16 protein-coding genes are annotated in these 25,559 nt (G+C 65.5%); 12 read left to right on the top strand and 4 right to left on the bottom strand.

From position 1 onward, the window contains the following. Positions 1-16: 16 nt before the first annotated feature. From AB0J74_RS21000 to AB0J74_RS21055, 12 genes are all read left to right on the top strand, one after another. On the top strand, positions 17-6,031 hold the full coding sequence (locus AB0J74_RS21000; protein WP_363450312.1) for an RHS repeat-associated core domain-containing protein: 6,015 nt from the start codon (positions 17-19) through the stop codon (positions 6,029-6,031). A gap of 294 nt (positions 6,032-6,325) precedes the next feature. Beyond that, the gene (locus AB0J74_RS21005; protein WP_363450314.1) at positions 6,326-10,132 is read left to right on the top strand and encodes a polysaccharide lyase family 8 super-sandwich domain-containing protein; all 3,807 of its coding nucleotides are present in this window, start codon (positions 6,326-6,328) and stop codon (positions 10,130-10,132) included. A 353-nt stretch (positions 10,133-10,485) separates the two neighbouring features. Continuing rightward, the gene (locus AB0J74_RS21010) at positions 10,486-10,965 is read left to right on the top strand and encodes a hypothetical protein (RefSeq protein ID WP_363450316.1); all 480 of its coding nucleotides are present in this window, start codon (positions 10,486-10,488) and stop codon (positions 10,963-10,965) included. Positions 10,966-11,215: 250 nt separating this feature from the next. Next, positions 11,216-12,649 carry an MFS transporter gene (locus tag AB0J74_RS21015; RefSeq protein ID WP_363450318.1) on the top strand — a complete coding sequence of 478 codons (1,434 nt, stop codon included), beginning with the start codon at positions 11,216-11,218 and terminating at the stop codon, positions 12,647-12,649. A 78-nt stretch (positions 12,650-12,727) separates the two neighbouring features. Next, complete coding sequence (locus AB0J74_RS21020; RefSeq protein ID WP_363450320.1) at positions 12,728-14,851, top strand: BTAD domain-containing putative transcriptional regulator; 2,124 nt, start codon at positions 12,728-12,730, stop codon at positions 14,849-14,851. A 171-nt stretch (positions 14,852-15,022) separates the two neighbouring features. Continuing rightward, positions 15,023-15,886: an AAA family ATPase gene (locus AB0J74_RS21025; protein ID WP_363450322.1), complete on the top strand. Its 864-nt coding sequence runs from the start codon at positions 15,023-15,025 to the stop codon at positions 15,884-15,886. Then, positions 15,883-16,245, top strand: coding sequence for a hypothetical protein (locus AB0J74_RS21030; protein WP_363450324.1), 363 nt, complete (start codon positions 15,883-15,885; stop codon positions 16,243-16,245). Before AB0J74_RS21025 ends, AB0J74_RS21030 begins: the two co-directional genes overlap by 4 nt. Positions 16,246-16,271: 26 nt before the next feature. Next, on the top strand, positions 16,272-16,757 hold the full coding sequence (locus AB0J74_RS21035) for a hypothetical protein (protein ID WP_363450326.1): 486 nt from the start codon (positions 16,272-16,274) through the stop codon (positions 16,755-16,757). 411 nt (positions 16,758-17,168) lie between these two features. Further along, complete coding sequence (locus AB0J74_RS21040) at positions 17,169-18,446, top strand: hypothetical protein (protein WP_363450328.1); 1,278 nt, start codon at positions 17,169-17,171, stop codon at positions 18,444-18,446. A 305-nt stretch (positions 18,447-18,751) separates the two neighbouring features. After that, the gene (locus AB0J74_RS21045) at positions 18,752-19,345 is read left to right on the top strand and encodes a dihydrofolate reductase family protein (RefSeq protein ID WP_363450330.1); all 594 of its coding nucleotides are present in this window, start codon (positions 18,752-18,754) and stop codon (positions 19,343-19,345) included. A gap of 682 nt (positions 19,346-20,027) precedes the next feature. Continuing rightward, complete coding sequence (locus AB0J74_RS21050; protein ID WP_363450332.1) at positions 20,028-20,183, top strand: hypothetical protein; 156 nt, start codon at positions 20,028-20,030, stop codon at positions 20,181-20,183. Next, positions 20,128-20,334 carry a hypothetical protein gene (locus AB0J74_RS21055; RefSeq protein ID WP_363450334.1) on the top strand — a complete coding sequence of 69 codons (207 nt, stop codon included), beginning with the start codon at positions 20,128-20,130 and terminating at the stop codon, positions 20,332-20,334. Before AB0J74_RS21050 ends, AB0J74_RS21055 begins: the two co-directional genes overlap by 56 nt. A 143-nt stretch (positions 20,335-20,477) precedes the next feature. Here AB0J74_RS21055 and AB0J74_RS21060 read toward each other — a convergent pair whose 3' ends face one another. The 4 genes from AB0J74_RS21060 to AB0J74_RS21075 form a co-directional block, all read right to left on the bottom strand. Continuing rightward, complete coding sequence (locus tag AB0J74_RS21060) at positions 20,478-21,242, bottom strand: glucose 1-dehydrogenase (protein WP_363450336.1); 765 nt, start codon at positions 21,240-21,242, stop codon at positions 20,478-20,480. 833 nt (positions 21,243-22,075) lie between these two features. Continuing rightward, on the bottom strand, positions 22,076-22,909 hold the full coding sequence (locus AB0J74_RS21065; protein WP_363450338.1) for an ATP-binding cassette domain-containing protein: 834 nt from the start codon (positions 22,907-22,909) through the stop codon (positions 22,076-22,078). Beyond that, positions 22,906-23,928: an ABC transporter permease gene (locus AB0J74_RS21070; RefSeq protein ID WP_363450340.1), complete on the bottom strand. Its 1,023-nt coding sequence runs from the start codon at positions 23,926-23,928 to the stop codon at positions 22,906-22,908. The genes AB0J74_RS21065 and AB0J74_RS21070 overlap by 4 nt, the downstream gene beginning before the upstream one ends. 2 nt (positions 23,929-23,930) lie before the next feature. After that, on the bottom strand, positions 23,931-25,034 hold the full coding sequence (locus AB0J74_RS21075; RefSeq protein ID WP_363450342.1) for a substrate-binding domain-containing protein: 1,104 nt from the start codon (positions 25,032-25,034) through the stop codon (positions 23,931-23,933). Positions 25,035-25,559: the final 525 nt, after the last annotated feature.

Genomic DNA, 25,559 nt, shown 5'->3' on the forward strand with positions numbered 1-25,559 from the left:
GCCGGCAGGGCTACACGTGAACGTGCGCGACCGTTCGGGCGTCCCCTCTGCGTGGCGCAACGGCGTCGTGTTGGAGCTGACCCGCGGCGACGAGGAGTCCAGTGCGGCGAAGGCGAACGTCGCGATTGACTACAGTGGATTTGCGACCGCCTTCGGCGGCGACTGGGCGGCGCGGTTACGACTGGTATCGCTCCCGGCGTGTGCGCTCACGACGCCGGAAGTTCCCGCGTGCGCACCGGCCCCGTTGGCCACCCGCAACGACGCCACCTCGCGACGGGTATCAGCCGATGTCGCCCTCGGCGCTACGGGCACGACGCTGGTCGCCCTGACGGCCGGCCCGACGGGACCCACGGGTGATTTCACCGCCACATCGCTGCAAGGGTCGTCGACGTGGTCGGCCGGGGGAAACTCGGGAACCTTCACGTGGAACTACCCGCTGCGCACTCCTCCATCACTGGGCGGCCCATCACCCGCAATCACCCTGGCGTACTCCTCAGCAGCAGTCGATGGACGCAGCGAGGCGACCAACAACCAGCCGTCCTGGGTAGGCGAGGGATTCGACTGGTGGCCCGGTTACATCGAGCGTCGGTACAAGCCTTGTGCCGACGACGGGGTCTCGACCGGGGACCAGTGCTGGGGCACCGACAACGCAACCCTGTCGATGAATGGGTCCGGTGGCGAGCTCGTCAAAGACGCTTCCGGGCTGTGGAGAGTGAAGGACGACGACGGGTCGAAGGTGGAGCACCTCACGCAGGGTGTCAACGGCGACGACGACGGCGAATACTGGAAGGTGACCACCGCCAACGGCACCCAGTACTTCTTCGGCCGCAACCGCCTACCCGGCTACACGGGCACCGCGCCGGCGAACAAGACCACCGGCTCAACCTGGACGGTGCCGGTGGCCGGCGACGATGATCACGAGCCCTGTCACGGTTCGTCGTTCGTGTCGTCGTTCTGCCAGCAGGCATGGCGCTGGAACCTGGACTACGTCGTGGACGTCCATGGCAACACGATGTCGCTGTTCTACGGCATGGAGACGAACAAGTACGCCCGCAACAACACCGCCAGCGATACGGTTTCGTACACCCGGGGCGGCTTCCTGGACCACATCGACTACGGCACCGACAACCGCTCCGGCACGGACACCGAGAACACCTCCACCGCGGCGCCGATGCGCGTGAGCTTTGCGACGGCCGACCGTTGCTTGTCATCGTGTAGCTCGCACGACTCTTGGAAAGACACGCCCTTGGACCAGGAGTGCACAGGGTCGACCTGCGTTGGGCAGTACGCGCCGACGTTCTGGACCACCAAGCGGCTGGCTGCCGTGACGACGCAGGTGTGGGACTCGGCAACCTCAAAGTACAAAGACGTCGACGCGTGGACCCTGACTCACAACTTCCCCGACCCTGGCGACGGCACCCGGGCGGGGATGTGGCTGGACTCGATCTCCCACAAAGGCAAGGCCGTCGGCCCGGCGGTGACCGGCGGGGACGTCACTTTGCCTGACGTGAACTTCGACTGGGCACAGCGCCCCAATCGGGTCGACTCAACCACCGACGGCAAGTTCCCGATGAACTGGATGCGCATGTCCACCATCTGGACCGATACAGGTGGCAAGATCTCCGTGCGCTACACCGACCCAGAATGCGTGCCCGGCTCGCGAATGCCCTCCAAGCCGGAGAACAACACCTTGCGCTGCTACCCGGTGCTGGAAAAACAGCCCGATGGATCACTCATCCCCGTGTATTTCCACAAGTACCTCGTCACGACGGTGACGCAGGAGGACCGCACTAACAGCAGCCCCGACGTCGTCACCTCGTATGAGTACGTGGGGACGCCGGCGTGGCGGCACACCGACGACGACGGCATCACCAAGGACAACCTGCGCACCTGGTCTGACTATCGGGGATACGCCCAGGTCAACACCCGTGTCGGCGACCCCGGGTCGGGCACTGAAACCCTCTCCACGACGTCCTACTTCCGCGGCATCCACGGCGACCTCAACGGTTCTGGTGGTACCCGCTCCGTCTCGCTGCCGGCGGTGGACGTCAACGGCGACGGTGACACCACCGATGCCGCGGACGCGCCCGCTGTCAAGGACGAGGATGCATACGCTGGCATGTCTCGCCAGACCACCGTCTTCAATGGAGTCGTCTCGGCACCCGTGTCCACGACGGTGTTCGAACCCTGGCAGTCCGCCCCGACTGCCTCGCGGAACATGGGTCAGACGACCTCCTATGCCCGCTTCACCGGGACCAAGACGACGTGGGCTGGCACAGCGCTGGCTGCGGGTGGCTGGCGCGTGTCTCGCGCCGACACCACCTTCGACTCGTACGGCATGACGTCACAGGTCGATGACCAGGGCGACCTGGCCGTCAGCGGCGATGAGCAGTGCACGAAGACGACCTACGGCCGCAACGCCGGCATCAACCTGCTCGACCCGACCAGCCGCGTAGAGAAGTACGCACTGCGGTGCGCGACCGCCCCGAGCAGCGATGCGGACGTCATCGCAGACGCCCGCACCAGCTTCGACGGCAAGGCGTACGGGACGCCACCCACCAAGGGCGACGCCACCCAGGCCGAGCGGGCCGCGAGCTGGACAGCCGCAAGCGGGCCGGCCTGGCAGACCATTTCGACTGCGGCGTTTGACCCATCGGGCAGGCAGACCGACCTCACCGACGTGCGTGGCAACAACACCCACACCGATTACAGCCCCGCGTCGGGCGGGCCGGTCACCTCACAGGCGACCACGACGCCGCTGGGCAAGACCACCACCACCCTCGAACCGGCCTGGGGCACACCCACCGCAGTGGTGGACAACAACGGGAAGCGCACCGAGGCAACCTTCGACGCGCTAGGACGCACTCTGCAGGTATGGCAGGCCAACCGGCCAAGGGCGCAGTTCCCCGCAGCTCCCTCCGTCTCGTACACCTATCAGGTTCTAAGCTCCGGCGGCTTCAACGCGGTGACCACGGCGACGTTGAACGCGGCCAGCAGCGGAACGGACGCCTACTACACCACGTCCTACGCGCTGTTCGACGGGCTCCTGCGGCCGCGGCAGACCCAGACCGCGTCGGTGGCGAACGACCACACCGGTACCGTCTTTTCCGAGACGAAGTACGACGCGCTGGGCCGGGCGATCAGCCAGTCGCAGCACTTCGACGAAACCGTGCAGCCCAGTACCACGTTGTTCACGATCGCCGACTGGCAACCGAAAACGCAGACGGTGTCCGTCTACGACCGCGCTGGTCGGACGGTCGCGTCGGTGTTCCGCTCCGCCGGAGACGAGAAATGGCGCACGACCACCACTTTCGGCGGGGACCGTGTGAGCGTTTTGCCACCCAATGGCGGCACCGCTACCACCACGATCAATGACGCCCAGGGCCGTACCGTCGAGCTGCGCCAGTACCACGACCGGGCCAGCCTTGGCTCCAACACCCGGAGTCTCTACGACGCGGTGACCTACCACTTCAACCGCAAGGGTCAGCAGGACTTGGTCACCGACAACGCCGGCAACAAGTCGACCTACACGTTCGACTTCCTTGGTCGGCAGACCGCGAGCCGCCAGCCGGACAAGGGTGATACCTCAACGAAGTACACGGCAGTCGGTGACGTCGACACAACCACGGACGCGCGAGGCACGCTCGCATACCAATATGACTCGCTCGGCCGCAGGACCGGCGAGTACGCCGGATCGGTGGCTACCGCGAACAAGCTCGCCACCTGGGCGTACGACCCGTTCGGGGCCAAAGGCCAACTGGCCTCCTCGAGCAGGTGGCTCAGCGGCGGCACGCAGGAATACAAGGTCAAGGTCCACGGCTACACCGACCTCTACCAACCCACCGGGGAGGACTACGTCATCCCGACCACTCTCACCGGCCTTTCCGGGACCTACGCCGTCGGCATGACGTACCGATTCAACGGATCGCCCGATTCCATCACGTACCCGGCCGGTGGTGGTCTCGACCAGGAGACGGTGACCTATACCTACGACAAGGTGACCGGATTGCCCGAGATGTTGAAGACCAACTCCGGACAAGCGCAGTACGTGTCCAACACCGACTACACCGCCTACGGCGAGCTGGCGTTCGTCCAGTACCAGCTGCAGGCCGGAGCATGGCTCCAACGGACATTCAAACACGACGACGCCACACACCGCCTCAAGCAAGCGACCACCCTCCGGGAAACCACCCCGCAGGCCGTCGACGACACGCAATACAAGCAAGACGAGGCTGGCAACTTCACGAAAATCACCTCAACGTCCTCAACCGGCGCGGTGGACACACAGTGTTTCGGATACGACTACGTTGGCCGCCTCACGGAAGGATGGACACCGGCTTCCAACGACTGTGACCAGCCGAAGGCCGCGTCGTCGTTGGGCGGGCCGGCACCGTACTGGCTGTCATGGACCTTCGACTCGGTCGGCAACAGAGCGAGCCAGACGAACCACGGCCTGGCTGGCGACACAAAGACGGACTATGCCTACCCTGCCGCGACGTCTGCGCAGCCGCACACATTGACCGCCACTACCACTGGGGCGACCACCCAGTCCTACGGCTACGACGCGACCGGCAACACGACCTGCCGCCCCGCCGGGACGACCGCCAACAGCTGCCCGAGCGGAACGGGCAGCCAGACGCTGACTTGGGACGCCGAGGACCACCTCGGGTCCGTGACGGACGCAACGGGCACCAACCGCTACACCTACACGGCCGACGGGACCCGGCTCACGGCTGACGGTCCATCGTCGACGACCCTGTACCTGCCGAACATGGAACTCAAGCGCACGAAGTCGACCGGTGTTGTCTCCGCTACCCGTTACTACACCTGGGCCGGTCAAACCTGCGCGATGATGACCACCGGCGGCCAGGTCACCTGGCTCGTCACCGACCAGCAGAATACACAGACCATCGCGGTCGCTGCCGGCAACCAGGCCATCACGACTCGCCGGCAGCTTCCCTTCGGTGAAACGCGTGGCAGCGCACCGTCCTGGCCGAACGCCAAGGGGTTTGTCGGAGGGGACAAGGACCCGTCCGGTCTGACCCACGTCGGCGCGCGGGAATATGATCCGAGCATTGGCCGATTCATTTCTGCTGATCCAGTCTTCGACGGCTTAGATCCGCAGTCGTTGACCGGATACGCCTACGCCGCCAACACGCCGGTCACCTCAACTGACCCGACCGGGAAAATGCGCGACTATGACGGCCGAAGCGACGGCGGAAGCGCATCGTCCACCACCGGCTCCTCCTCACACGGCGGCAACTGCAACTACTCGAATGCAAAAGCGGTCGACGAATGCCAGCACAGCCAACACGCCTCCGCGGACGCCGAAAGCGCGCGCCGCGCAGCGCAAACCACTAAGCAAAAGAACAGCAATCCGTGCTACGAGCTGGCGATGGAGCACGTGTCGTGCGATCCCACCAAAGATCCGGGAGCCCAGCTCGCTCAGTACAAGGCGAATGTCGATTCCGAGAACCGTACCCGTCAAGCCCAGATCAACGCTCAGCTAGCGGCTTTGGACGCGGCGCGAGAAAGACAGGCGCAGAAGAACAGCTGCAGCGGACTCTTTGGATGCGTCAATCAATGGATGAGCGACAACTCCCTGGTCGTCGGCATAGCGACGGGAGTACTAGTGGGCGGCTTTTGCCTGCTCGCCACCGCGGGCGCGGGCTCCCTGGGTTGTCTCGCGGTCGGCGGGCTCGCCGCGGGATGGACCGCGTCGATGCTCGAGGGTGATGATGCAGGTGAGGTAGCGACGTTCACGGTGCTAGGCGGGGCATTGGAGGCGGCCCTAGGACTTGCCGTCTCGACGGCAGCAGCCACAACCGGGGTTGAACTCGCGATTGAGGAGGAGTTCGTAGCCCACACGGCCCTCTCGACGGAGTTACACCTCTCGATACACGGACTAGCCGACGAACACTACGATGATCTCCCTGTCATGTATCAGAAGACCCAGACTCCCGTGACCTACGGACCGCGGAGCCCTTCGGCGCAAGGCACCCCGAGATGTCAGATCCCCGCCCTCTGCTGAACAGGTAGCAGACTCGCTGACCTCTCGCGGGCGTGCGACTAAAGCTTGGCGTCAGGCGGAACCCAGTGTGCGTCACCGACTGGGAAGCTGACGAGACCGATTGACTGGGCACCCGGCGCGGCCTCCCTCCCTGGGGGCCCGCGCCGGGCACCCCGCATGCACTGGGGAGTTCCTGTGTCGCTACGAGTCAGCATGTCGCGCGCGCCTCGCCTGACGGGAGGTCATCGCGTGGTTCTCCTCGTATGTTGCTTGCTAGTCGCGTCGTACCTGCCAACCTTGACATCTGCTTGGGCAATGGACGGTCTGGACGCTATGAGGTCGCGGTGGCTTCAGCTGCTGGCCGACGCGCCGGTAAATCACGGCGGCGACCCGCGCTACACCGCTCGCCTTGACACGATCGGTCGGGCGGAGAGGCATCGCGACACAATGTCGCTGGCCGCCGGGGATGGCCGGCTGTGGCCGGCCGACTTCGACTACCGCACGCCCGACGGCGTGTCCGGATCCTTTGCTCGGCTGGAGGACATGGCGAAGGCGTACGCGACTCCAGGCACCGCACTGGACGATCGGGCGTCGTTGCTGGAGGCCACGGTCGCGGGCCTTAACCAGATGACGGCCGCCTTCTACAACGTGCAAACGCCAACACCACATCCACTGACGACGTCCTCCAGCCAGTGGTACACATGGGAGATCACCATCCCCCAGTCCATCATGGACGTATCGATCCTGTTACGCGGTTCGCATCCGGACCTGCAGATACCCGAGTACGTCGCGGCGATCACGCACTTCAGTCCCACCTGTAGTCGGTACGGGCGTAGCGCGCGAAGCGATGGCGGTGACTTCATCGATCCAGCCACCTCCGCCAACCTGGTATGGAAATGCACCATCCAGGCGCTGTCCGGAGCCTTACTCGACGACTCGACCGTCGTCGCAGCCGCTCGCGGCCTAGTGCTGCAAGCCTTCGACACCGTAACCGTCGGGGACGGCTTCTACGCCGACGGTTCATTCATTCAGCACGGACGCAATCCGTACACGGCTAGTTATGGCAGTGCGCTGCTGAACACCCTCGCCCGGTTGACATTCGTGCTGGACGGCTCCGCGTGGGCGATTCCCGACGATGACCGTGATCGAGTCGTGGGTTGGCTGCGTGATGGCTTCAGGCCGCTGATCTACCGGGGAGCGACCAGCGACGGCGTCCGGGGTCGGACGATTTCAGATGCGGGCAACCGCGGTCGGCTGAGCAACGTTTACCTTGGCGACCACGAGGCAGGGCAAAGTCTGATCGGGACCGCTCTGCTGCTGGCCGAGGTGTCACCGGCATCAACCGCGGCCGAGTTGCGCGGTATGGCCAAGGGGCTCATGCGCGGCGACACGTTCGCCCCGTACCCAGACGAGTACTGGCCTACTCTCTTTACCGTCGCTCTCTCCTACCGGGCATTGGACGACACCACCATCCCAGCACTTACCGACCTGACCACGACGAAGATGTACGCGGGCATGGACCAAGTCGCGCATCAACGCCCTGGTTTCATGTTCGGGGTCAGCATGTTCTCGAACCGGACCTTCGACTACGAGGGAATCAACGGCGACAACCGCAAGGGCTGGTTCACGCGGTACGGCATGACCCAGCTCCTGACACCCGACGACCTCGGCCAATATGCGGACGCGTACTGGGCGACCGTAGACCCCACCCGACTGCCCGGCACCACGGTGTCGACTGCTGTTGCCCGCAGCACGTCCGAAGACGGCGGCACGGTCTCCACCGCGGCCTGGGCAGGTGGCGCCGTGCTCGACAACCGCTACGCGTCTGTCGGGATGGAGTTGCGCGATCCATACTCGACACTGGCCGCCAAGAAGTCGTGGTTTCTCTATGATGATGAGATCGTCGCCCTCGGAGCTGGGATCACGGGCACGGGTGGTGTGCTGACGACGGTCGACCAGCGTCGGGTGACTGACGCAGACACGCTGACCGTCAACGGATCGACCCACTGCGCCGCCATTGGATCGACGGAGTCGGTTACGGGTACTGTGTCGGCTCACATCAGCGGCCAGAACATCGGCTACTACTTTCCCGGCGGTGCGACCCTCTGGTGTAAACGCGAGCTGCGGTCTGGCAGTTGGAAGGATGTGGGATCCAACTCGGATACCACCGTCTATCAGCGGTCTTATGTGACGCTGTGGATCGATCACGGCACCAACCCGACCGCTGGCTCCTACGCCTACGTCGTGCTGCCCGGCGTCACCAACGCACAAGCCAGCGCCTACGCGGCCGCGCCGAAGGTGACGGTGGTGCGCAACGACGCCGACGTGCAGGCAGTACAACACTCCACGCTGGACATTGTGGGTGCGAACTTCTGGCGGAACGCCACTCAAACCCTCGCCGCACGCGGCGACACGTCATACCTCACAGTAGACGGCGCGGCATCGGTGGTGATACAGCACACCGCCGCAGCGGTACGCCTGGCGGTCGCTGACCCGACCCAGCAGCGGACCGGTGCGCTGCACCTACGCCTCGACGCGTTGACCAACGGGCTGACCTCCAGGACCGCAGGGGTCCGTCTGCTGCAGGCGGCCCCGGCGATCCTCAGCGTTCCCTGCCTTGGAATGGCGGGCGCCTCCGCGACCGCCGTCCTGGCCCTGGACACGCGGGTGCTGGAACCGACAGACGATGCCTCGACGTGGCCGGCCAACCCGACAACCAACTACGGCAGCTCCGGGCTGATCGTCAAGACGACGAACGACTCGTACACCCGCCGCACCTACCTGAAATTCGACGTCAAAAACATCCCGCCAGACCAGATCACGAGCGCCACGCTACGCCTGTACGGCAGCAACCGAACCGGATCGCTGCCGCAGGTCGACGTGGCTCTACAAGCGGCCGGCACCGACGCATGGAGCGACTCCGGCGTCACCTGGAACAACCAGCCGGCCATCACCGGCGGCCCGGTCGGCAACATCACCGTCGGCACCAACGTGCAGTACTACGACGGAGACATCACCTCCTACGTGCGTGCGCAGGCCACCGCTGACGGGCTCGTCTCCGTCGTACTGACTGATCCCGCGACAACGGGGGAGTACCTGTTCTTCAACAACCGCGAGGCATCCGAGAACCCACCACAGCTGGTGTTATCGATGGCTGCTCCGGAGACTGACCTCACGCAACAGCCCAGCTCCTCCATCGGCGCTGTCGCGGACGGCTACGTGGACTCGGGTGACATTGGCAAGGTCGGCGGCCAGGACCTGGCCAACGTCGTCAAGTACGACAGCGCACGTCAGCGCCTCACCTACCTTGCCTTCGATCTGAGCCAGTATTCGTACGTCAGCAGCGCAACCCTCCGTGTCTACGCAAAGATCGCCAGCGGGCCCACCACCGGCACCGTGAACGTTTCAGGGACTACGGACACATGGAATGAGTCTCTCATCAGCTGGGGCAACAGGCCTGCCGCGGGCACAGCGCTGGGCAGTATTCCGGTAACCAGCACCGGCGGCTATGTCACGCTCGACGCGACAAGCTACGTGCAAGCACAACTGGCCGACGGCCGAGCGTCCTTCGTCCTCAACAGCACCTCAGGCAGCGCCGGCCGCTACGTGACCGTGGACTCGAGGGAGACAGCCGCCCACCCGCCGCAACTGGTGCTCAAGACCGAGCGAGTCGCGTCGGTAGCGGCCGACACCTATGTCGACAGCGGCAACATCAACTCGCGCTTCGGGTCAGCAACCTCGCTCAAAGCCAACGCCGGCCAACAGGTTGTCGTGCTACAGGCCGGCATCGCCTCGGCCCTCCACGTCAACCGCGTCACACTTCGCATGTATGCACGGTGTACTACCCCCTACACGATCCGCGCGTACGGTAGCGCGGATGGCGGCTGGTCCGAGCCGAACACAAACTGGAGCACCCGGCCATCACCGACCTCGCTTCCACTCGGCGACATCGCGTGCACGAGCACGGGGTGGATCGAGCTGGACATCACCGGTTTCGCCGTGGCCCAGTGGCTCGAGGACAAGATGGTCAGCGTGCAGATCGTTACTACCAGCGCCACCGATCTGATAATCGACGCCAGGGAAACCGCGAACGTCCCCCAACTAAAGGTGTCTCAGAACTAGCTACCTCGACCCTGAGAAGCCCTCGTTTTTCAAGGTGATGCGGTGGTTGACCGCCCGTACCGACGGCATCCGTAGCGCGACGGCTGGAGCGATGCCAACGACCATCGGCAAATCGCAAAAACGCCCATGTTCTGCAGGTTCGTTGCCTGGCTGCTGGTGCCCGACTGCTCCTACCTTCTTCGGAATGAGGGGCGGCGCCGGCGCCCCCTTTCCCATAGGAGATCAACGCGATGAACAAGCGACGATGGGTCGCATTAGCCGTCGGCGTCGGGATCTTTGCCTCGCTAAGTGCGGCAGCGTCGGCTCCTGCCGGGGGCGCACCAATCCAGCGTGTGAGCACAACCGTGACGGTCGTGGACAACACCTACGACCAATCTGGTCACCTGCTCTCATCCGGCACGGACGAGCGGGCGGAACCGGCCAGGTCGCAGGGAGGATCGTATCTGGGGAAGTCCGCGAGCGGCTGCCGAGAGTTGACCGTCAAGTTCACCAGCACCACGGTGATCAACACGGGGACAATCACGTACGGCCAGACCAAGCGGTGGTGCTGGAGCGCCAACAAAGTAACCGGGCCTAACGGCAGCGGCGCACCGGTGTTCACCCGATACGTCTGCTGCAACGCAACCAACGTCAAGGAGGTGAGCTGGAGTCCGTACTCGTACTTCTTCCAGTACGACGGGCTGGGCCCCAACAGCGGCCACTTTTCTCAGGTCAACGGAAAGTTCACCATCTGCCTAGGCAGCCTGTGCGCCGACCAATACCCGTACATCAATATCGAGACGCATGGCAATGGCACGTACAGCTGGTACTGGTACGACGGCGACTACAACTGACCCGGGCCATCTACTTCGACGGGCACCCATCGGCTGGAAGGGTGGCCAACCAACGCCGTAGCCGATACCGGCGACTCACTGCACCGCTCGAGTGCTTGCTAAGCGGAGTCGTGTAACGCGCAGACCGTCGTGCGCCGGCCCCGCATACCCGTGACGCTGGGCCGGCGCACCGACCTCGCGAAGGTCACAACGAAAAACGACCGGAGGAATTTGCGCAATGGGCACAACGCCTGCGGGGCGGAAGGAATGGATGGGACTCGCTGTCCTCGCCCTTCCGTCATTGCTCGTCTCGATCGATCTGTTCGTGTTGCTCCTGGCCGTACTGCGGCTCAGCGGCGACCTCGCCGCCAGCGGCACCGAGCAGCTTTGGATCATCGACATTTACGGCTTCTTGCTGTCGGGCTTCCTGATCACTATGGGCGCGGTCGGTGACCGGCTCGGTCGGCGTCGACTGCTGTTCGCGGGCGCCGCGGTGTTCGGTGTGGCCTCGGTGGCCGCGGCCTACGCGACCGACCGCATCGCGCTGATCGTGGCCCGCGCGCTGCTCGGCGTCGCCGGCGCGGCCCTGGGGCCGACAACGCTCGGGTTGATCACGACCATGTTCCGCGACCCGAAGCAGCGGGGCACCGCGATCGGGATCTGGCTGATGTCGCTCATGGGCGGCGCCGCGATCGGCCCGGTCGTCGGCGGAGTGCTGCTCGCCCACTTCTGGTGGGGCTCGGTATTTCTGATCGCCGTACCCGCGATGATCCTGCTGCTGGCCCTCGGCCCGGTCCTGCTACCGAAAGACGAGCCCGCGGAGAACCACGCGAAGGCGCCGCTCGAACTAGTCAGCGTTGCTCTTTCAATGACCGCGATCCTGCTCAGCGTCTACGGCATCAAGGTACTCGCCCGGCACGGCGCCGAACCGGTGCCCCTGTTCGTCCTCGCCGGCGGCCTGCTGGTCGCGGTGGTCTTCGTACGTCGTCAGCGCACCCTCGAGGACCCGCTGGTCGACTTGCGGCTGTTCAGCAAGCCGACGTTCCGCACCGCGCTGGGCGGCATGTTCGTCAACACCATGCTGCCCGGGGCGACGATGGTGCTGATCACGCAGGACCTGCAGCTGGTCGTCGGCTACCCGCCGCTGCGCGCGGCGCTCGCGATGCTGCCGGCCGTCGCCGGCGGCATCGTCGCCACCCAGGTCGCGCCGCTGGCCGCTCGCCGGTTCCGGCCGGGCCCGCTGATCGCCGCCGGGCTGGCCGTTTCGGTCGCCGGGCTGCTGCTGCTGGCCACCGCCGGCGAACCGGCCACCGTGGTCACCGGCTTCGCGCTGTTCAACATCGGCGCCGGGCCGCTGCTGACCCAGGGCACCGGGATTGTGGTCGGCGCGGTGCCACCCGAGCGGGCCGGGTCGGCGGCGTCGAAGGCGCAGACCGCCAACGAGTTCGCCTTCGCCCTCGGTGTCGCCGTCCTCGGCAGTATCGCGGCGGCCGTCTACCGCGCCGCCGCGCCGGCCGGTGCCGGCGACTCGCTGGCCACGGCCCCGGCCGCGCTACTCGACGGGGCCCGCGCCGCGTACACCGACGGTCTGCACGTGGTCGCCGCCATCAGCGCCGTCGCCATGGCGATCGTCGCCCTGCTGTGCCTGCGGGTGTTCCGGCATCTCCCTTTGCGCGGCGTGACGCAGCCGCCATCTTCCTGTTGACCAGGGATTGGTCGACCACGTTGTGGTAAAGGCAATGACTGCGATCACGTCACGCGATGAGCGGGGGAGGATAAGACCATGAGGGTCGTTGCACCGGCGATCGCCGCCGCGGTGCCGCGCTCGCCTGTGATGCCGCGATTTCGACTGCTCGGTGCCTTCGAAGTATGGGTCGGTAGCGAGTCGATCGAGGTGCGTTCACCGAAACATCGTGCATTGCTCGCGATGCTGCTACTGAGGCCAGGCGAGCCCGTCCCACTCGAAGAGCTTCTCAACGCCGTCTGGGGCGGGGCGCAGCCCGATCATCCCCGGCGAGGAGTGCAGCTGTACGTGACGCGGTTGCGTCAGTTGCTCGCAACCCGCTGGGCGTCCGAACTGATCATTACCGTGCCCGGTGGCTATCGCATCGATGTCGGACCAGAGCAGGTGGACGTCGGGCGTTTTCAGCGATACGTACGCTTGGCGGCCAGTCGTGCCGAGGTGGGTGATCTCGACGGCGAGGCCGCGGCTTTGGCCACGGCGTTACGCCAGTGGGGTGGTGAACCGTTGCCTGGCCTGCAGTCGGACGTGCTCCAACGGGAAATCGCGCCACGCCTTCGCGAGCAGTGGCTGCAAGCAGTCGACCGGCGGTTCGACGTGGACCTCCAACTCGGACGCCACGAGCAGCGCATCGGCGAACTCTTCTCACTTACCGCGAAGAACCCGCTACGCGAATCGTTGTGGCTGCGGCTCATGACCGCATTGCACCAATCTGGCCGGCGCGCCGAAGCCTTGGGAGTATTTCACGACGCTCGACGGCAGTTGATTGACGAACTGGGCGTCGAACCTGGCCCTGAGTTGCAGGAGCTGTACGCCGCCGTGCTATTCGGGGGCACGCGAACCTCTTACGGACGCGCAGTAGCGGTTCCCGCCGCGCCACGGCAGCTACCTGCAGAGGTGTCGGCGTTCGTCGGCCGCGCCGTCGAACTCGCCCAGCTAGACGGTCTGCTCAAAGAACACAACCAGCCGGCGAGCCCGATGACTCTCGGAGTGATCACCGGAACGCCAGGTGTCGGCAAAACCGCGCTCGCCAATCATTGGTCACGTCGTGTCGTCGATGATTTTCCAGACGGCCAATTGTGGATCGACCTAATGGGGTTCAGCGCCGGACATGCGATCACGCCCAGCCAGGCGCTCACCCGGTTCCTGCGCGGGTTGGACGTCCAGGACGCCGAAATCCCACCCACACTCGACGAGAAGATCGATCTCTACCGGTCCGTCATCGACGGCCGTCGGGTCCTGATCGTCCTGGACAATGCCAACGATGTCGGGCAGGTACGTCCTCTACTGCCGGGCGCCCCCGGATGCTTTGTGCTGGTTACCAGCCGACGACAGTTATCCGGTCTGGTGGCAGCCGAAGGGGCTCATACGGTCGGACTGGAACTGCTGAGCCCGACCGAGGCACGTCAAATTCTCGTTCGACGGCTGGGCAAGGAGCGGGTCGAGGATCAATCCGGCGCGACCGAACAGATCATCAAGTCCTGCACGAGGTTGCCGCTGGCGCTGGGTATCGCCGCGGCCCGCGCGGCCGCTCGACCAGGTTTCGCGTTGGATAGCCTCGCCGCTGAACTGAGCAACGCCCGCAGCAGTCTAGACGGCTTCCGGGCGGGGAACTATTCCGTAGAAGTCCGCGCTGTCTTCTCCTGGTCCTACAGGGGACTCACTGCCCCCGCCGCGCGGTTGTTTCGGCTCCTAGGCCTGCACCCTGGTCCCGACATCGGCACGTCCGCCGCTGCCAGTCTCGCCGGAGTACCGCTGTCGGCGGCACGGTCGCTGCTGACCGAACTGACTGACGCGAACTTGGTGACCGAGCACAGGCCCGACCGATACGCCTTCCACGACCTTCTCCGTGCTTACGCCACCGAGCTTGTCCAGCGGCTCGACACGCCAGCAGAGCAGCGCGACGCCGAGTTACGCATGATCGACCACTATCTACAGATGGCGTACGCCGGGACCCAGTTGGTGCCGGCATGGGAGTCGCTGCATCCGCCGGCGCACCGACCAGGAGTTGCGCTCGACCGGATCAATGATCACCGTGAGGCCTTCGAGTGGTTCGCGCGAGAGCACCACGTTTTGCTTGCACTGGTCCAGCAGTCAGCCGCCGACGACTTGGCGAAATACGGGCAACAACTGGCGTCCATGCTCGTCGAGCACCTGTACCGCTAGGAGCATCGGCACGACCGAGCTCACACGCCGCGCGTCTTCATCGCAGCTTGGTGTGGGCGTACCTCAGACTCGAGCGGATCAGCGCCGCAGCCGGGCACACCTGTCACACGGTCGGCGAAGCCAGCTGCAGCGAGGGCTGCTGCAGCTGGCTTCGCCCTTCCCGGCGACCGGATGCGGGCCGACCGGTTCCAGGCGGCGGCCGGGCATTCACAGCACATCTGGGAGCTGCTGCGGCAGGAGAGCAACGTCGCGATCGGGGAGATCAAACTCGGCGGCACCAACAACCGGCGGCGCGTGGACATCTCGGTGGCTGTCGACGGGACGGACACCCCGGCGCTGGCGGTGATGAGTCAGGGCGAGCTGCACGCGTTCGGGTTGGCGTTGTTCCTGCCCCGCGCCTGTGCCGATGCGAGCCCGTACCGGTTCGTGGTGATCGACGACCCGGTGCAGAGCATGGACCCGGCCAAGGTGGACGGGCTCGCCGAACTGCTGCGGGAGGTGTCACGTACCCGGCAGGTCGTGGTGTTCACCCACGACGACCGGCTGCCCGAGGCGATCCGCCGGCTCGGTGTAGAGGCCGACGTCCGCGAGGTGACCCGGCGTGAGGGATCGGTCGTCGAGGTGCGCAAGAACCTGTGGCCGGCCAAGCGCTACCTGGATGACGCCCGGGCGGTGGCCCTTACGGAGGACATCCCGGAAGACGCCAGGCGGTTGATGGTGGCCGGTTTCTGCCGGTCCGCGCTCGAAGCGGCGGCGATGGACCGGTACCGCATGGCGCGGTACGCCGCCGGCGCCTCGCAGCGCGAGATCGACGCCGTGCTCAACGCGGCGCACACCGTCCACGACAAGCTGGCCCTGGGAGTGTTCCGCGCCCCTGGCCGCCGTCGTGCGCTGAATACCCACTTGGACCGCTGCGGCGTGCCGAGAGCAGTCGACACGGTGAAGGCCGTGGCGAAGGCGATGCACGAGCCCTGTGACATGGCGAGCCTCGAGATGGTCGAGACTTCCGAGGCACTGGTGGAGATGCTGCGATGAGCGTGTTCCTGGAGACCGCGGACCGGCTTCTGACCACCGTCGTGCGAGGCGCCCGCGGATGCTGGCCGCGGGCCTGCGCCTGGCTGCTGCGATACGAGCTCGAAGCCGCGATCGACCGTTACTGGCAGCGGGTGTGCCCGGAGATCGGGCAAGCCCGCGCCCAGCGGCCGAAGCTCGTGCTCCTCAACCACTACGCCGGCTCGGAGATCGGGCAGCGGACCAGCTACCTATGGTGGGTCCTGTCCCGGGCCGGTCACCACCACACCTACGAGCTCGGCATCACCGCCGCCGAACTGGTCCGGCTCCGAGCCGAATTGACCGACGTCATCACTCTCCTCGGCTCCCGGGAGGCTCCGTAATGGTTAGACGCGACCACGCCCTCCTAATGCTCGCCATCGAGGCACTGGCGGTGGTGGGTGTCATCTACTACCTGGTGAAGTTCGACTTCATGAGCCTGGCCTGGTCCGCGTCGGTCGCGGTCGCCCTCCCGGCTTGGTTGCTCGCCGTCAAAGCGCCGACCAAGTGCGGGGTGACCACCCAGACCGGCGGTCGGTGCAGTCGTCCAGTCAACGGTGTGATCTTCGGCTGCGGGCGGTCCAACCACACATGGGCGAAGTTCTTCTCCCGCTTCGGCTGGCGCCGCCAGTCGGACCCGAACGCGTCCGGCGCTCGGCCGGGCAGGTTGACGAACGGGGCCGACGACGTCGACATCGTCACGGTGAAGATCGCAGAGGATTGGAAGTGCACGGCGGCGTTCTGGCTCGCCCTCACCGCCACCCTATGCGCCATCACCAGCGCCACGATTGACGCCACCAACTTCGTCCACGACCGGCAGCACCCGACACCGACGGCCGCTACGCCCTCTCGATGACCATGGAGAGCCGCTGTTGGATGGACCATGGTGGCAACGGCTGGATCCCTCCCGTGCGTGTGATCGTGGAGGCTGCGGAGGGCCGTCGCAAGGCCGGGCGGCCGCCCGTATCACAGGTACTTAGCGTTACTCCGAAACGCATCCGAGGATCGGCTCATGGCGACATCCGAGGAAAACCCGCCGCAGTCGGGATGCCAGACGTGAATTTGATTAAGCCAGGTCTACTGATCTGGCCGATTTCCGGCAATGTCCACAATGCAGGACGGGTCGGCATCACCCGGTCCTCCCGGGTCTACCCCGCTTCACGACATCCTCCGATCTCGAAATCATCGAGACGAGCAGACCATGGCGAGGCCGAAGACGTCGACATAGCGTGAGGCCGATCCGTGCCCCGACATCGAGGAGCAAACGTTGGAGAACGAGATTCAGCTGATCAGTGACGGCGATGGCCTGGCGGTCATCGGGCATCCCGCGGCTGTCGACCGTTTCCTCACCGCAGAGCGACTGCCGTCGTCGAAAGACCTCGGACTAAAACGGCTCAGCTCCGCTCTCCGTACCGGATCCACGATGGCCAAAGCCGGTTCCGAGATCGCCGAACACTCCGGTCGCTGGGTCCAGTTGACCGCGAAGTCCGCCGAGGCGATGAAAAAGTACAACCTGATGAAAGGCTCCAGCAGCGATGTCAGCCGTGCCGTACTGACCGACCACGGCAAGATCACCGGCCTGCTCGAAGTGGTGAAGCGTTCCCCCGGCGGGCTGCTGACCAACCCGGCGATCCTCACCGGCGCCGCCGGACTCATGGCGCAACTCGCGATGCAACAGACCATGGACGAGATCACCGACTATCTCGCCGTGATCGACGCGAAAGTCGACGCCGTGCTCCGCGCCCAGACCGACGCCGTGGTGGCGGACATGCTCGGGGTGGAGCTCGTCATCAACGAGGCCCTGACGATCCGGGATCGGGTGGGCCGGGTCTCCGAGGTCACCTGGTCGAAGGTGCAGGCCACGCCGGTGCCGCTGTCACGGACTCAGATGTACGCGTTGCGGCAGCTCGACGCCATCGCGGAGAAACTGGAGACCCAGACCAAGGTCGCTGACCTGGCCAAGACGTCCAAGGAAGCCGAGATCAAGGTTCAGGAGTGGCTCGCCGTTCTGGCCCGCTGCTTCCAGCTCCAGGACGCGGTCGCCGTGCTCGAACTCGACCGGGTACTGGACGCGTCTCCGGAAGAGCTGGAAGAGCATCGCGTCGCCATCCGGATCGCCCGACGCAACCGCCTCGAACTCATCGCCCACAGCACGCAGCGCCTCATGGCCCGGATGGACGCGGCCGCCGGCACGGCCAACGCGAAGGTCTTGCTGAACCCAACTACATCCCGCGCCGTGGTGCACTCGACCAACCACGTCGCGACCACTGTCGTCGATTTCAACGCACGGCTCGGCATCGAACGCGATAGTCAGTCATGGAATGCCAGGCGATGGCTGGACGCAGCCGTGGAAGTGCGGGACAAGGTCCTCGACACCGGGACCGAGGTGAAGGACAAGGTCCTAGAAACCGGGGTTGAGGGGGCAGGTGCTGCCAGTCGTTTCGGTGTGCAGGCCTTCGGCCGGGCCAGATCGATCATGGGCAAGGTTTCCGGCGAGGTCACCGAGCGGGCGCAGCGCCAACTCGGGAGTAAAGAGGAATCTTGATCGAACGTGGCGCCCGCGTAGCGGGAGAACGGGCGGAGAACGATCGATGAGCTCGGTTCGAACCGTCTCCGGGGGCCTACCCACCCTGGGCAAGCGGAGATAGGACGGATAGACACAGCCATCAGCGACTCCGACTCGCCGACCCTCACAGACCCAGGGTCGTCCAGCGCGGTAAGGCGCCAACATCACGCGGTCGATGTCGTTGTGGATGGCACTGCGGCGACCGAGCTGCGGCGACCGAACCTCGTTGATCCCCTGTCGCTTCTATACAAGACCGGCCGCTGACGTCGCCGTAGCATGGGCTTTTGCGGTCGCTGCCCGATCAGGAGGCTGAAGTGTCCAGATCCGTGCTTGACATGTCGATGTCGCTGGACGGGTACATCGCCGACCCCGACGACTTCCTCGGCGGCGAGGACGGCGAGCGGCTGCATAAGTGGGCCAGCCAGGCGTCCGAGACGACCAAGGCCTTCGAGGAGGAGTGGAAGGCCGCCGGGGCCGTCGTGTCGGGACGTCGCACCGCCGAGTTGATGGACCACTGGGGTGGCTCCCACGGCGGCCTGCCTATCTTCGTGCCCAGCCATCGCCCGCCCGGTCCCGCCGCCCGATGGGGCTATCCCCTGGTGACGTACGTGAACGACGGGATCGAGAGCGCAATGAGGCAGGCCAAGGCCGCGGCGGGTGATCGGGATGTCCAGGTCCGCGGCGCCTATACAGGCCAGCGGGCCATCGAGGCCGGGGTGCTCGATGAGGTGCAGCTCCACGTGGTCCCAGTCCTGCTCGGTCGCGGCCGGCGGCTGTTCGACGTGCTGTCCGCGGAGACCGAGCTGGAGACTATCCGGGTAATCGATACCCCGGAAGCCACCCACCTCCGCTACCGGATCAGCACCACCGCCGGATAGCGCCTATCAGCCGCGCACGTCCCTGCAATCAGGTCACCTCAAGAAGCAGGTCAGCCGCGACGCGGATCGCCTCGCGAATGCTGCCGTCGTACCCACGCACGTACCGGGGACAGATCTGTCCCTGGTCGCGGCAAGGTAGCGAAGCGGGCCGAAGACGCAAGCGATCCGTCTGTCTTGAAGAGCGTTAAGAGGCACCCGCGGGCCGTGATCACCTTTGCGAAGGTGCGGCGCCCACCGTCTTCAAACCCGTACCCACCACTGCCGTCACTCCCCCACATAGACGTCGCCGACCAGGGACAACCGCCCAGACGAGGCGCAGTGGTGGGCTGTATCCCGCCATCGAGATCGACCTGCTCCTCCATCGCATCTTCCCAGCTCAAAGCATGTGTCTCGATGCGCGTAGGAGCGCGTCTCGGCCCGTCCAGGCGGGGCTCGAACCTGCGCACGCTTTGCCTGCAACACGACCGGGGCTCGCCAACAGTCACGACCGGTAGCCTCGGCCGTTGCGAGTTGGCTGCCTCAGGACTTCGTCCATCCCATCCTCGTGCCCGTGCCCAACACCGCCTTTCACCTGCGGCCGATCCGGGAGGCTGACACCGCGCTCGATTACCCCGCCGTGATGGGCTCCTAGGAGCGCCTGTGGGAGATCTGCGGGCCCGCCTGGGCATGGCCCAAGGAGACGATGACCTATGACGAGGACCGCATCGACCTTCTCCGGCACGAGAACGAGATAGCCGCCCATCGGTCGTTCAACTACGCCCTGTTGGACGAGGAGAAGACGGGTGTCTACATCGACCCGGCCGAGCGCATCGGCTCTGACGGCGAAGTCTGCTGGTGAGGTTGACGAGCTGGTCGGCGGCGAGCTCGAGCGCGCGCTCGACGCGCTGGTGCCGCAATGGATCGCCGCCGACTGGCCATTCGAGCAACCTCGCTACCTGGACCGCGCCATCAGCTGGCAGCAATGGTTCGCGCGGCCGCGCGCGTCGTGACAAGCCCGCGGCGGCAACCAGAGCCGTTAGACACGCTCGCGTGCAGCCCGAGCGCGCTCGGCGCCGACGAGGTCCACATAGCACCAAGCCGCCGTGACAGGTAAGCGGTACCGGAATCGAGTTAACAGCGTCACAGTTCCGGTTCAGACTGCGGTGTAGCCACCGTCGGCCACAAGAATCGAGCCGGTAATAAAGGATGCGGCGTCGCTGGCGAGGAAGACGACGCTGGGGGCGATCTCCTCGGGGAGCGCGAAGCGTTGCTGCGGGCAATCCTCGACCCAGTAGCGCTGGAACTCCGGCCGGTCAACGGGAGCCATCTCGGTTTTGACGTATCCCGGTGCGACCGCGTTGACGCGGATGCCGTAGGGCGCCCATTCGACGGCGAGTGACTTGGTGAGGTGGTGGACGGCAGCTTTCGACGCATTGTATGCGGGCTGCCATTGTGGGCGGTTGACGATGATGCCCGACATGCTACCGATGTTGATGATCGAGCCTGAGCGGCGATCGCGCATGCTGGCGCCTACGGCGAGGGAGGTCTTCCAGAGCGCGCGTACGTTAAGGTCGAATACCTCGGCCCACTGCTGGTCGGTCACGTCGAAGGCGTCGGCGTGGTAGCAGATGCCGGCGTTGTTGACGAGGATGTCGATGCGACCGTCGAAGGCGCTCATCGCCTGGTCTGTCATGGCGGAGATTTGGCTGTCGTCGGTGATCTCGGCGGTGATGGGAACAAGGTCGAAGCCGGCTTTCTTCGCTTCGGCCGCGGCGGAGAGGTTCGCTTCTTCCCGCCTGCCGGAGATGGCCACCCGCGCGCCGGCCTGTGCCAGTCCGAGGGCGAACGCCTTGCCGAGTCCTTGGTTGCCGCCGGTGACGAGGGCGGTCTTGCCGTCGAGACTGAACAGGGATGTCATGCGTGGAGAACCTTCCGCCGGAATTAGTCGAGCCGGGCCCGTCCGCGGTCGCCGCGCTGTGCCTATCAGCCCACCAGGCTGGGAAGCAAGGCACGACCTTACGGGAAGTGTTCCTACCCATACGCGGGTCGCCCCGAAGCGACCGCTACGACTCGCCTGGTGAACGACCGCAGAGGGCCAGCGACGAGCGTTGGGCTCGTTCAAGGCGTAGTCAACTCGGTGGATGCGTGTGTCCGCTCGAACGACATGGGCGCGATTGCCCGCCAGCGGGCTGGGGTGATGAGGGAGCGCATGGCGCGCGTCCATCGTGGCCACGGCCCCGCGCCGAGGGCGCCAAACTCCGCCGACAACCGCAGGCAACAAGCCAGGCCGCACCCGACGCGTGATTGAGCTTGCCTGTTTCCCGGACAAGCGGGTGTTAGCGGCGACTTCGTGTAGGCGGTCCTTGGCGACCCGGAACCGGTCGGGCTCCTGCAATCATGCCCCGCCAGCGGCCGCCCAAGTCGGACCAATAACGTGAGCCGACCCCAGATCAATTACCTGAGCGCCCACACTCGCCGGGAAAATTCCGCTAGCACGGTCGCGAAGGCCTCCGCCGCGTCGTCAACGATGCGGCCGTCGCGCGTCGCCGCCGTCAACTGAGCATCTGAGCCCGCCTGAGGCGCGGCCGGCTTGACTGGTAGGTCGGCATCACCTCGCTGATCGACGTCCACGTTGGCGAGTTCGAACGAAAGGGCGGCCGTCGGTTTCGCTCCTCACCGCGCCGGGGCTGCGTAAGCCCGTCGTCTTAGCCCTTGATCGGCAGGGAGCGGCCGCCCGCACGATGCTCTCAGTCACGCGGAGGGCGCCAACCGCTTGGCGCCCGTCATGATCGCCACGCCTTCACCCATGTCGTGTGACTGCGGAGTGATCACTCCCGCCAGAGCACCCAGCCGCTGGATGTGGATGCGGTCTGCGACTTCCCACACGTGCGGCATGTTGTGGCTGATGAGGATGATCGACAGGCCGCCGTCACGCAACTGCTTGATCATATCGAGGACCATGCCTGACTCCTTGACCCCAAGGGCTGCCGTCGGCTCGTCGAGGACGACGACCTTGCTTCCGAACGCCGCGGCGCGGGCTACCGCGACGGCTTGGCGCTGGCCGCCGGACAAGGTCTCGACGGCCTGACCCATGTTCTGGATGGTCTGAATGCCGAGGCGCTGTATCGCCTGGCCAGCGCGGCGTTCCATGCCCTTCTTGTCGAGCATGCGGAAGACCGAGCCGAGCGGACCCTTGCGACGCTCCTCGCGGGCGAGGTACAGATTGCTCGCGATGTCCAGGGCCGGGACGACGGCGAGTTGCTGGTACACCGTTTCGATACCCGCCATTCGGGCGTCTTGGGGCTTCCTGAAGTGGACCTGTCGCCCATTCATCAGGATCTCGCCGGAGTCGGGGATGTACGCCCCGGTGAGGCACTTGATGAGGGTGGACTTGCCGGCGCCGTTGTCACCGATGACGGCGAGGATCTCACCGGGGTAAAGGTCGAGGTCCACCCCGTCCAGGCCAACGACCCGACCGAAGGTGATGACGAGCTTGCGCGCTGACAGGATGGGCTGCTGGCTGTATATGCCCTCCTTGCCCACGGGAATGCCACCATGGGCGACCTCGAGATCTCGTGTGGTCATGACTTGACCTTCCTGATCCATTGGTCGGCAGCGACGGCCACGACGATGAGGATGCCGGTCGCGAGCACGCGCCACTGCTGGTCGACGCCCATCTGGGATAGTCCGAATTGGAGCGTCTGGACGATGAGGGCGCCGAGAAGGGTGCCGATCAGGACACCACGGCCGCCGAAGAGGCTCGTGCCTCCGATGACGACAGCCGTGATGGACTGCAGGTTCGCATCAGGAACGGCATTGGGCGTCGCGGCCCCAGCACGTCCGATGAGTTCCCAGGCAGCGACGGCGTAGATCAGCCCGGCGACCGTATATACGGCGAGCAGGATTCGCTTGCTGGGCACGCCGGAAAGGCGCGCAGACTCGGGGTCGTCGCCCACGGCATACACGTATCGGCCCCACGCCGTCTGCGACAGGGCGTAACCGACGACGGCGTAGATGATCACCATGACGACGATGCCCCAGGTCAACCGGAAGCCTCCGATGGCGAAGCCCTCGCCTAGGACGTTGAGCAACCCCGGCAGGTGAGAGGCCTGAATGCTCTCACCACCGGAGTACAGCAGGGCGATCGCTGTGTAGACGCTAAGCGTGCCGAGCGTGACGATGAACGGCGGCAGGTTGATCCGGGTGACGAGAAATCCGTTGAGCGCCCCGGCCGCCAGGGCGAGCACGAATCCGATCAGCAGCGCGAGAAGGCCCGGCATGCCCCCGTCCCTGGCGAGCGAGGCCATGACCATCATCGTCAGCACCATGATGGCCCCGACCGACAGGTCGATTCCCGCCGTGAGAATGACCAGCGTCTGGCCGACCGCAAGGGTCGCGACGACGGCGGTCTGCTGGAGCAGGATGCCCATCGAGTTGGCGGTGAGGAACGTGGGCGTGGCGATGAAGAACACCACGAAGGCCACGAAGAGCAGAAAGAGCGGACTCAACCACGGCCGAGCGTGCAGCTGGTGCTGGACGCGTTGAACGGGAGAATGCTGCCGCCGGGCGAACTCGGCGGCAGCAGACGTGACCGTATTACTCATGGTCAGTTACCCCAGCAGATCTTGGCGCCCTCGTCAGAGGAGATGCTGTCGACTCCATCCACCTTCTTGTCGGTCACCAGCGCAACGCCGGTGTTGTAGAAGTCGAGGCCGGGTGAGGTCTTCGGCTTCTCACCACCGCGGGCGATCTTGGCTATGGCCTCCATGCCGAGAGTCGCCATCTTGAGCGGATACTGCTGGGCGGTCGCGCCGATAACGCCACTCTCGACGCTCGCGACGCCGGCGCATCCACCATCCACGGAGACGATGATGGCCGACTTTCCGGCGGCCTTCAGGCTGGCGTTCGCCCCGACCGCCGTCGGCTCGTTGATCGTGTACACGAGGTTGATGTTGGGGTTCTTGGCGAGGCACCTCTCCATAGCGGACCGGCCACCGTCCTCGGCGCCCTGTCCGGCCTCGTTGCAGACGATGGTGTACGTGCCACCCTTGCCACCCGTGTACTTGCCGGTCTTCGCTTCGTCGCCGTTCTTCTTCGGGTCGGCGACGTCGATGCCCATCCCCTCGAGGAAGCCCTGGTCGCGGTTGTAGTCCACCGACACGATCTTGTCGTTGAACAGGTCGATCAGGGCGATGACCGCCGGCTTGCCGTCGAGCTGCGCGGCTGCCCACTGCCCGTCCAGCTTGCCAGCCTGACGATTGTCGGTGGCGAACGTGATGTCGACGGTGTCCGCCGGGTCCGGCGGGGTATCCAGCGCAATGACGTACAGGCCCGCATCCCGAGCCTTCGTCATGGAGGCGTTGACGCCGTTGCTCATCGGGGTGATGAGGATGCCCTTGTCGCCGCGGGCGATGGCGTCCTCGATCGCGGTGATCTGGCCCTGGTCGTCACCCTCCTCCTTGCCTGAGGCGACGGTCAGCTTCACGTTGTTCTTTGTGGCGTCCTGCTTCGCGCCTTTCTGCATGGCGACGAAGAACGGGTTGGTGGAGTCCTTGGTGATGAGGGTGACGCCGATGGCCGCCTCGCCGCCGGTACCCGAACTGGAGGATTCGCCGCGGTTGCAGGCTGCCACGGTCACGACGGTCGAGACTGCCGCGATGATGGCGATCGCCCGTCGGCAGGACGAGTTGTTGAAAGTCGTACGAGTCATGGGGGGTTGCTCCTCTCTCCTAGGCGGCCAGCAGGTCGCCGACTTGACCGGCGGCTAGCCCGGCCTGGGACCGTCCTGGCTGCGCAACCAGCAATGAAGGAGGAGGCCGGCTCCACTGCTGAACTGGTCGCTACTGCCAGGCTGACCGTAGCTGCCAGATGGTGATCTGGTCTAGTTACGCCCGCCGATGAAGAACACCTGGATCCCTTATCGTCGCGGTCGGACAAGATCTGGTCGGTGGTGGTCCGCTGGCTTGGATGTTGTCGGGTCGACCGAAGGTGTCAGGCGCGGCGTGGCTCGTCTGACGATCATCCATCGAGTGCTCCGGATTACCGGTTTGCAGAACTTCTTGGTCTACCGCCGAGCTATGGCGATTCGCCGGCCCGTCGAAACGGCCGACGGCCATCCGGCGGAGCGTGACAGGCTGGCAGCCACCGGCTCAGGGCGTTCCGTCATGCCGCCGCCCCTGGGCCGTCGACGCCCACCCGCGCCCGGACGGCCACGCTCGGTCTGACCCCCGCACAG

Origin of the sequence: Asanoa sp. NPDC049573, from assembly GCF_040676615.1 — a bacterium.
Classification (GTDB): domain Bacteria; phylum Actinomycetota; class Actinomycetes; order Mycobacteriales; family Micromonosporaceae; genus Asanoa.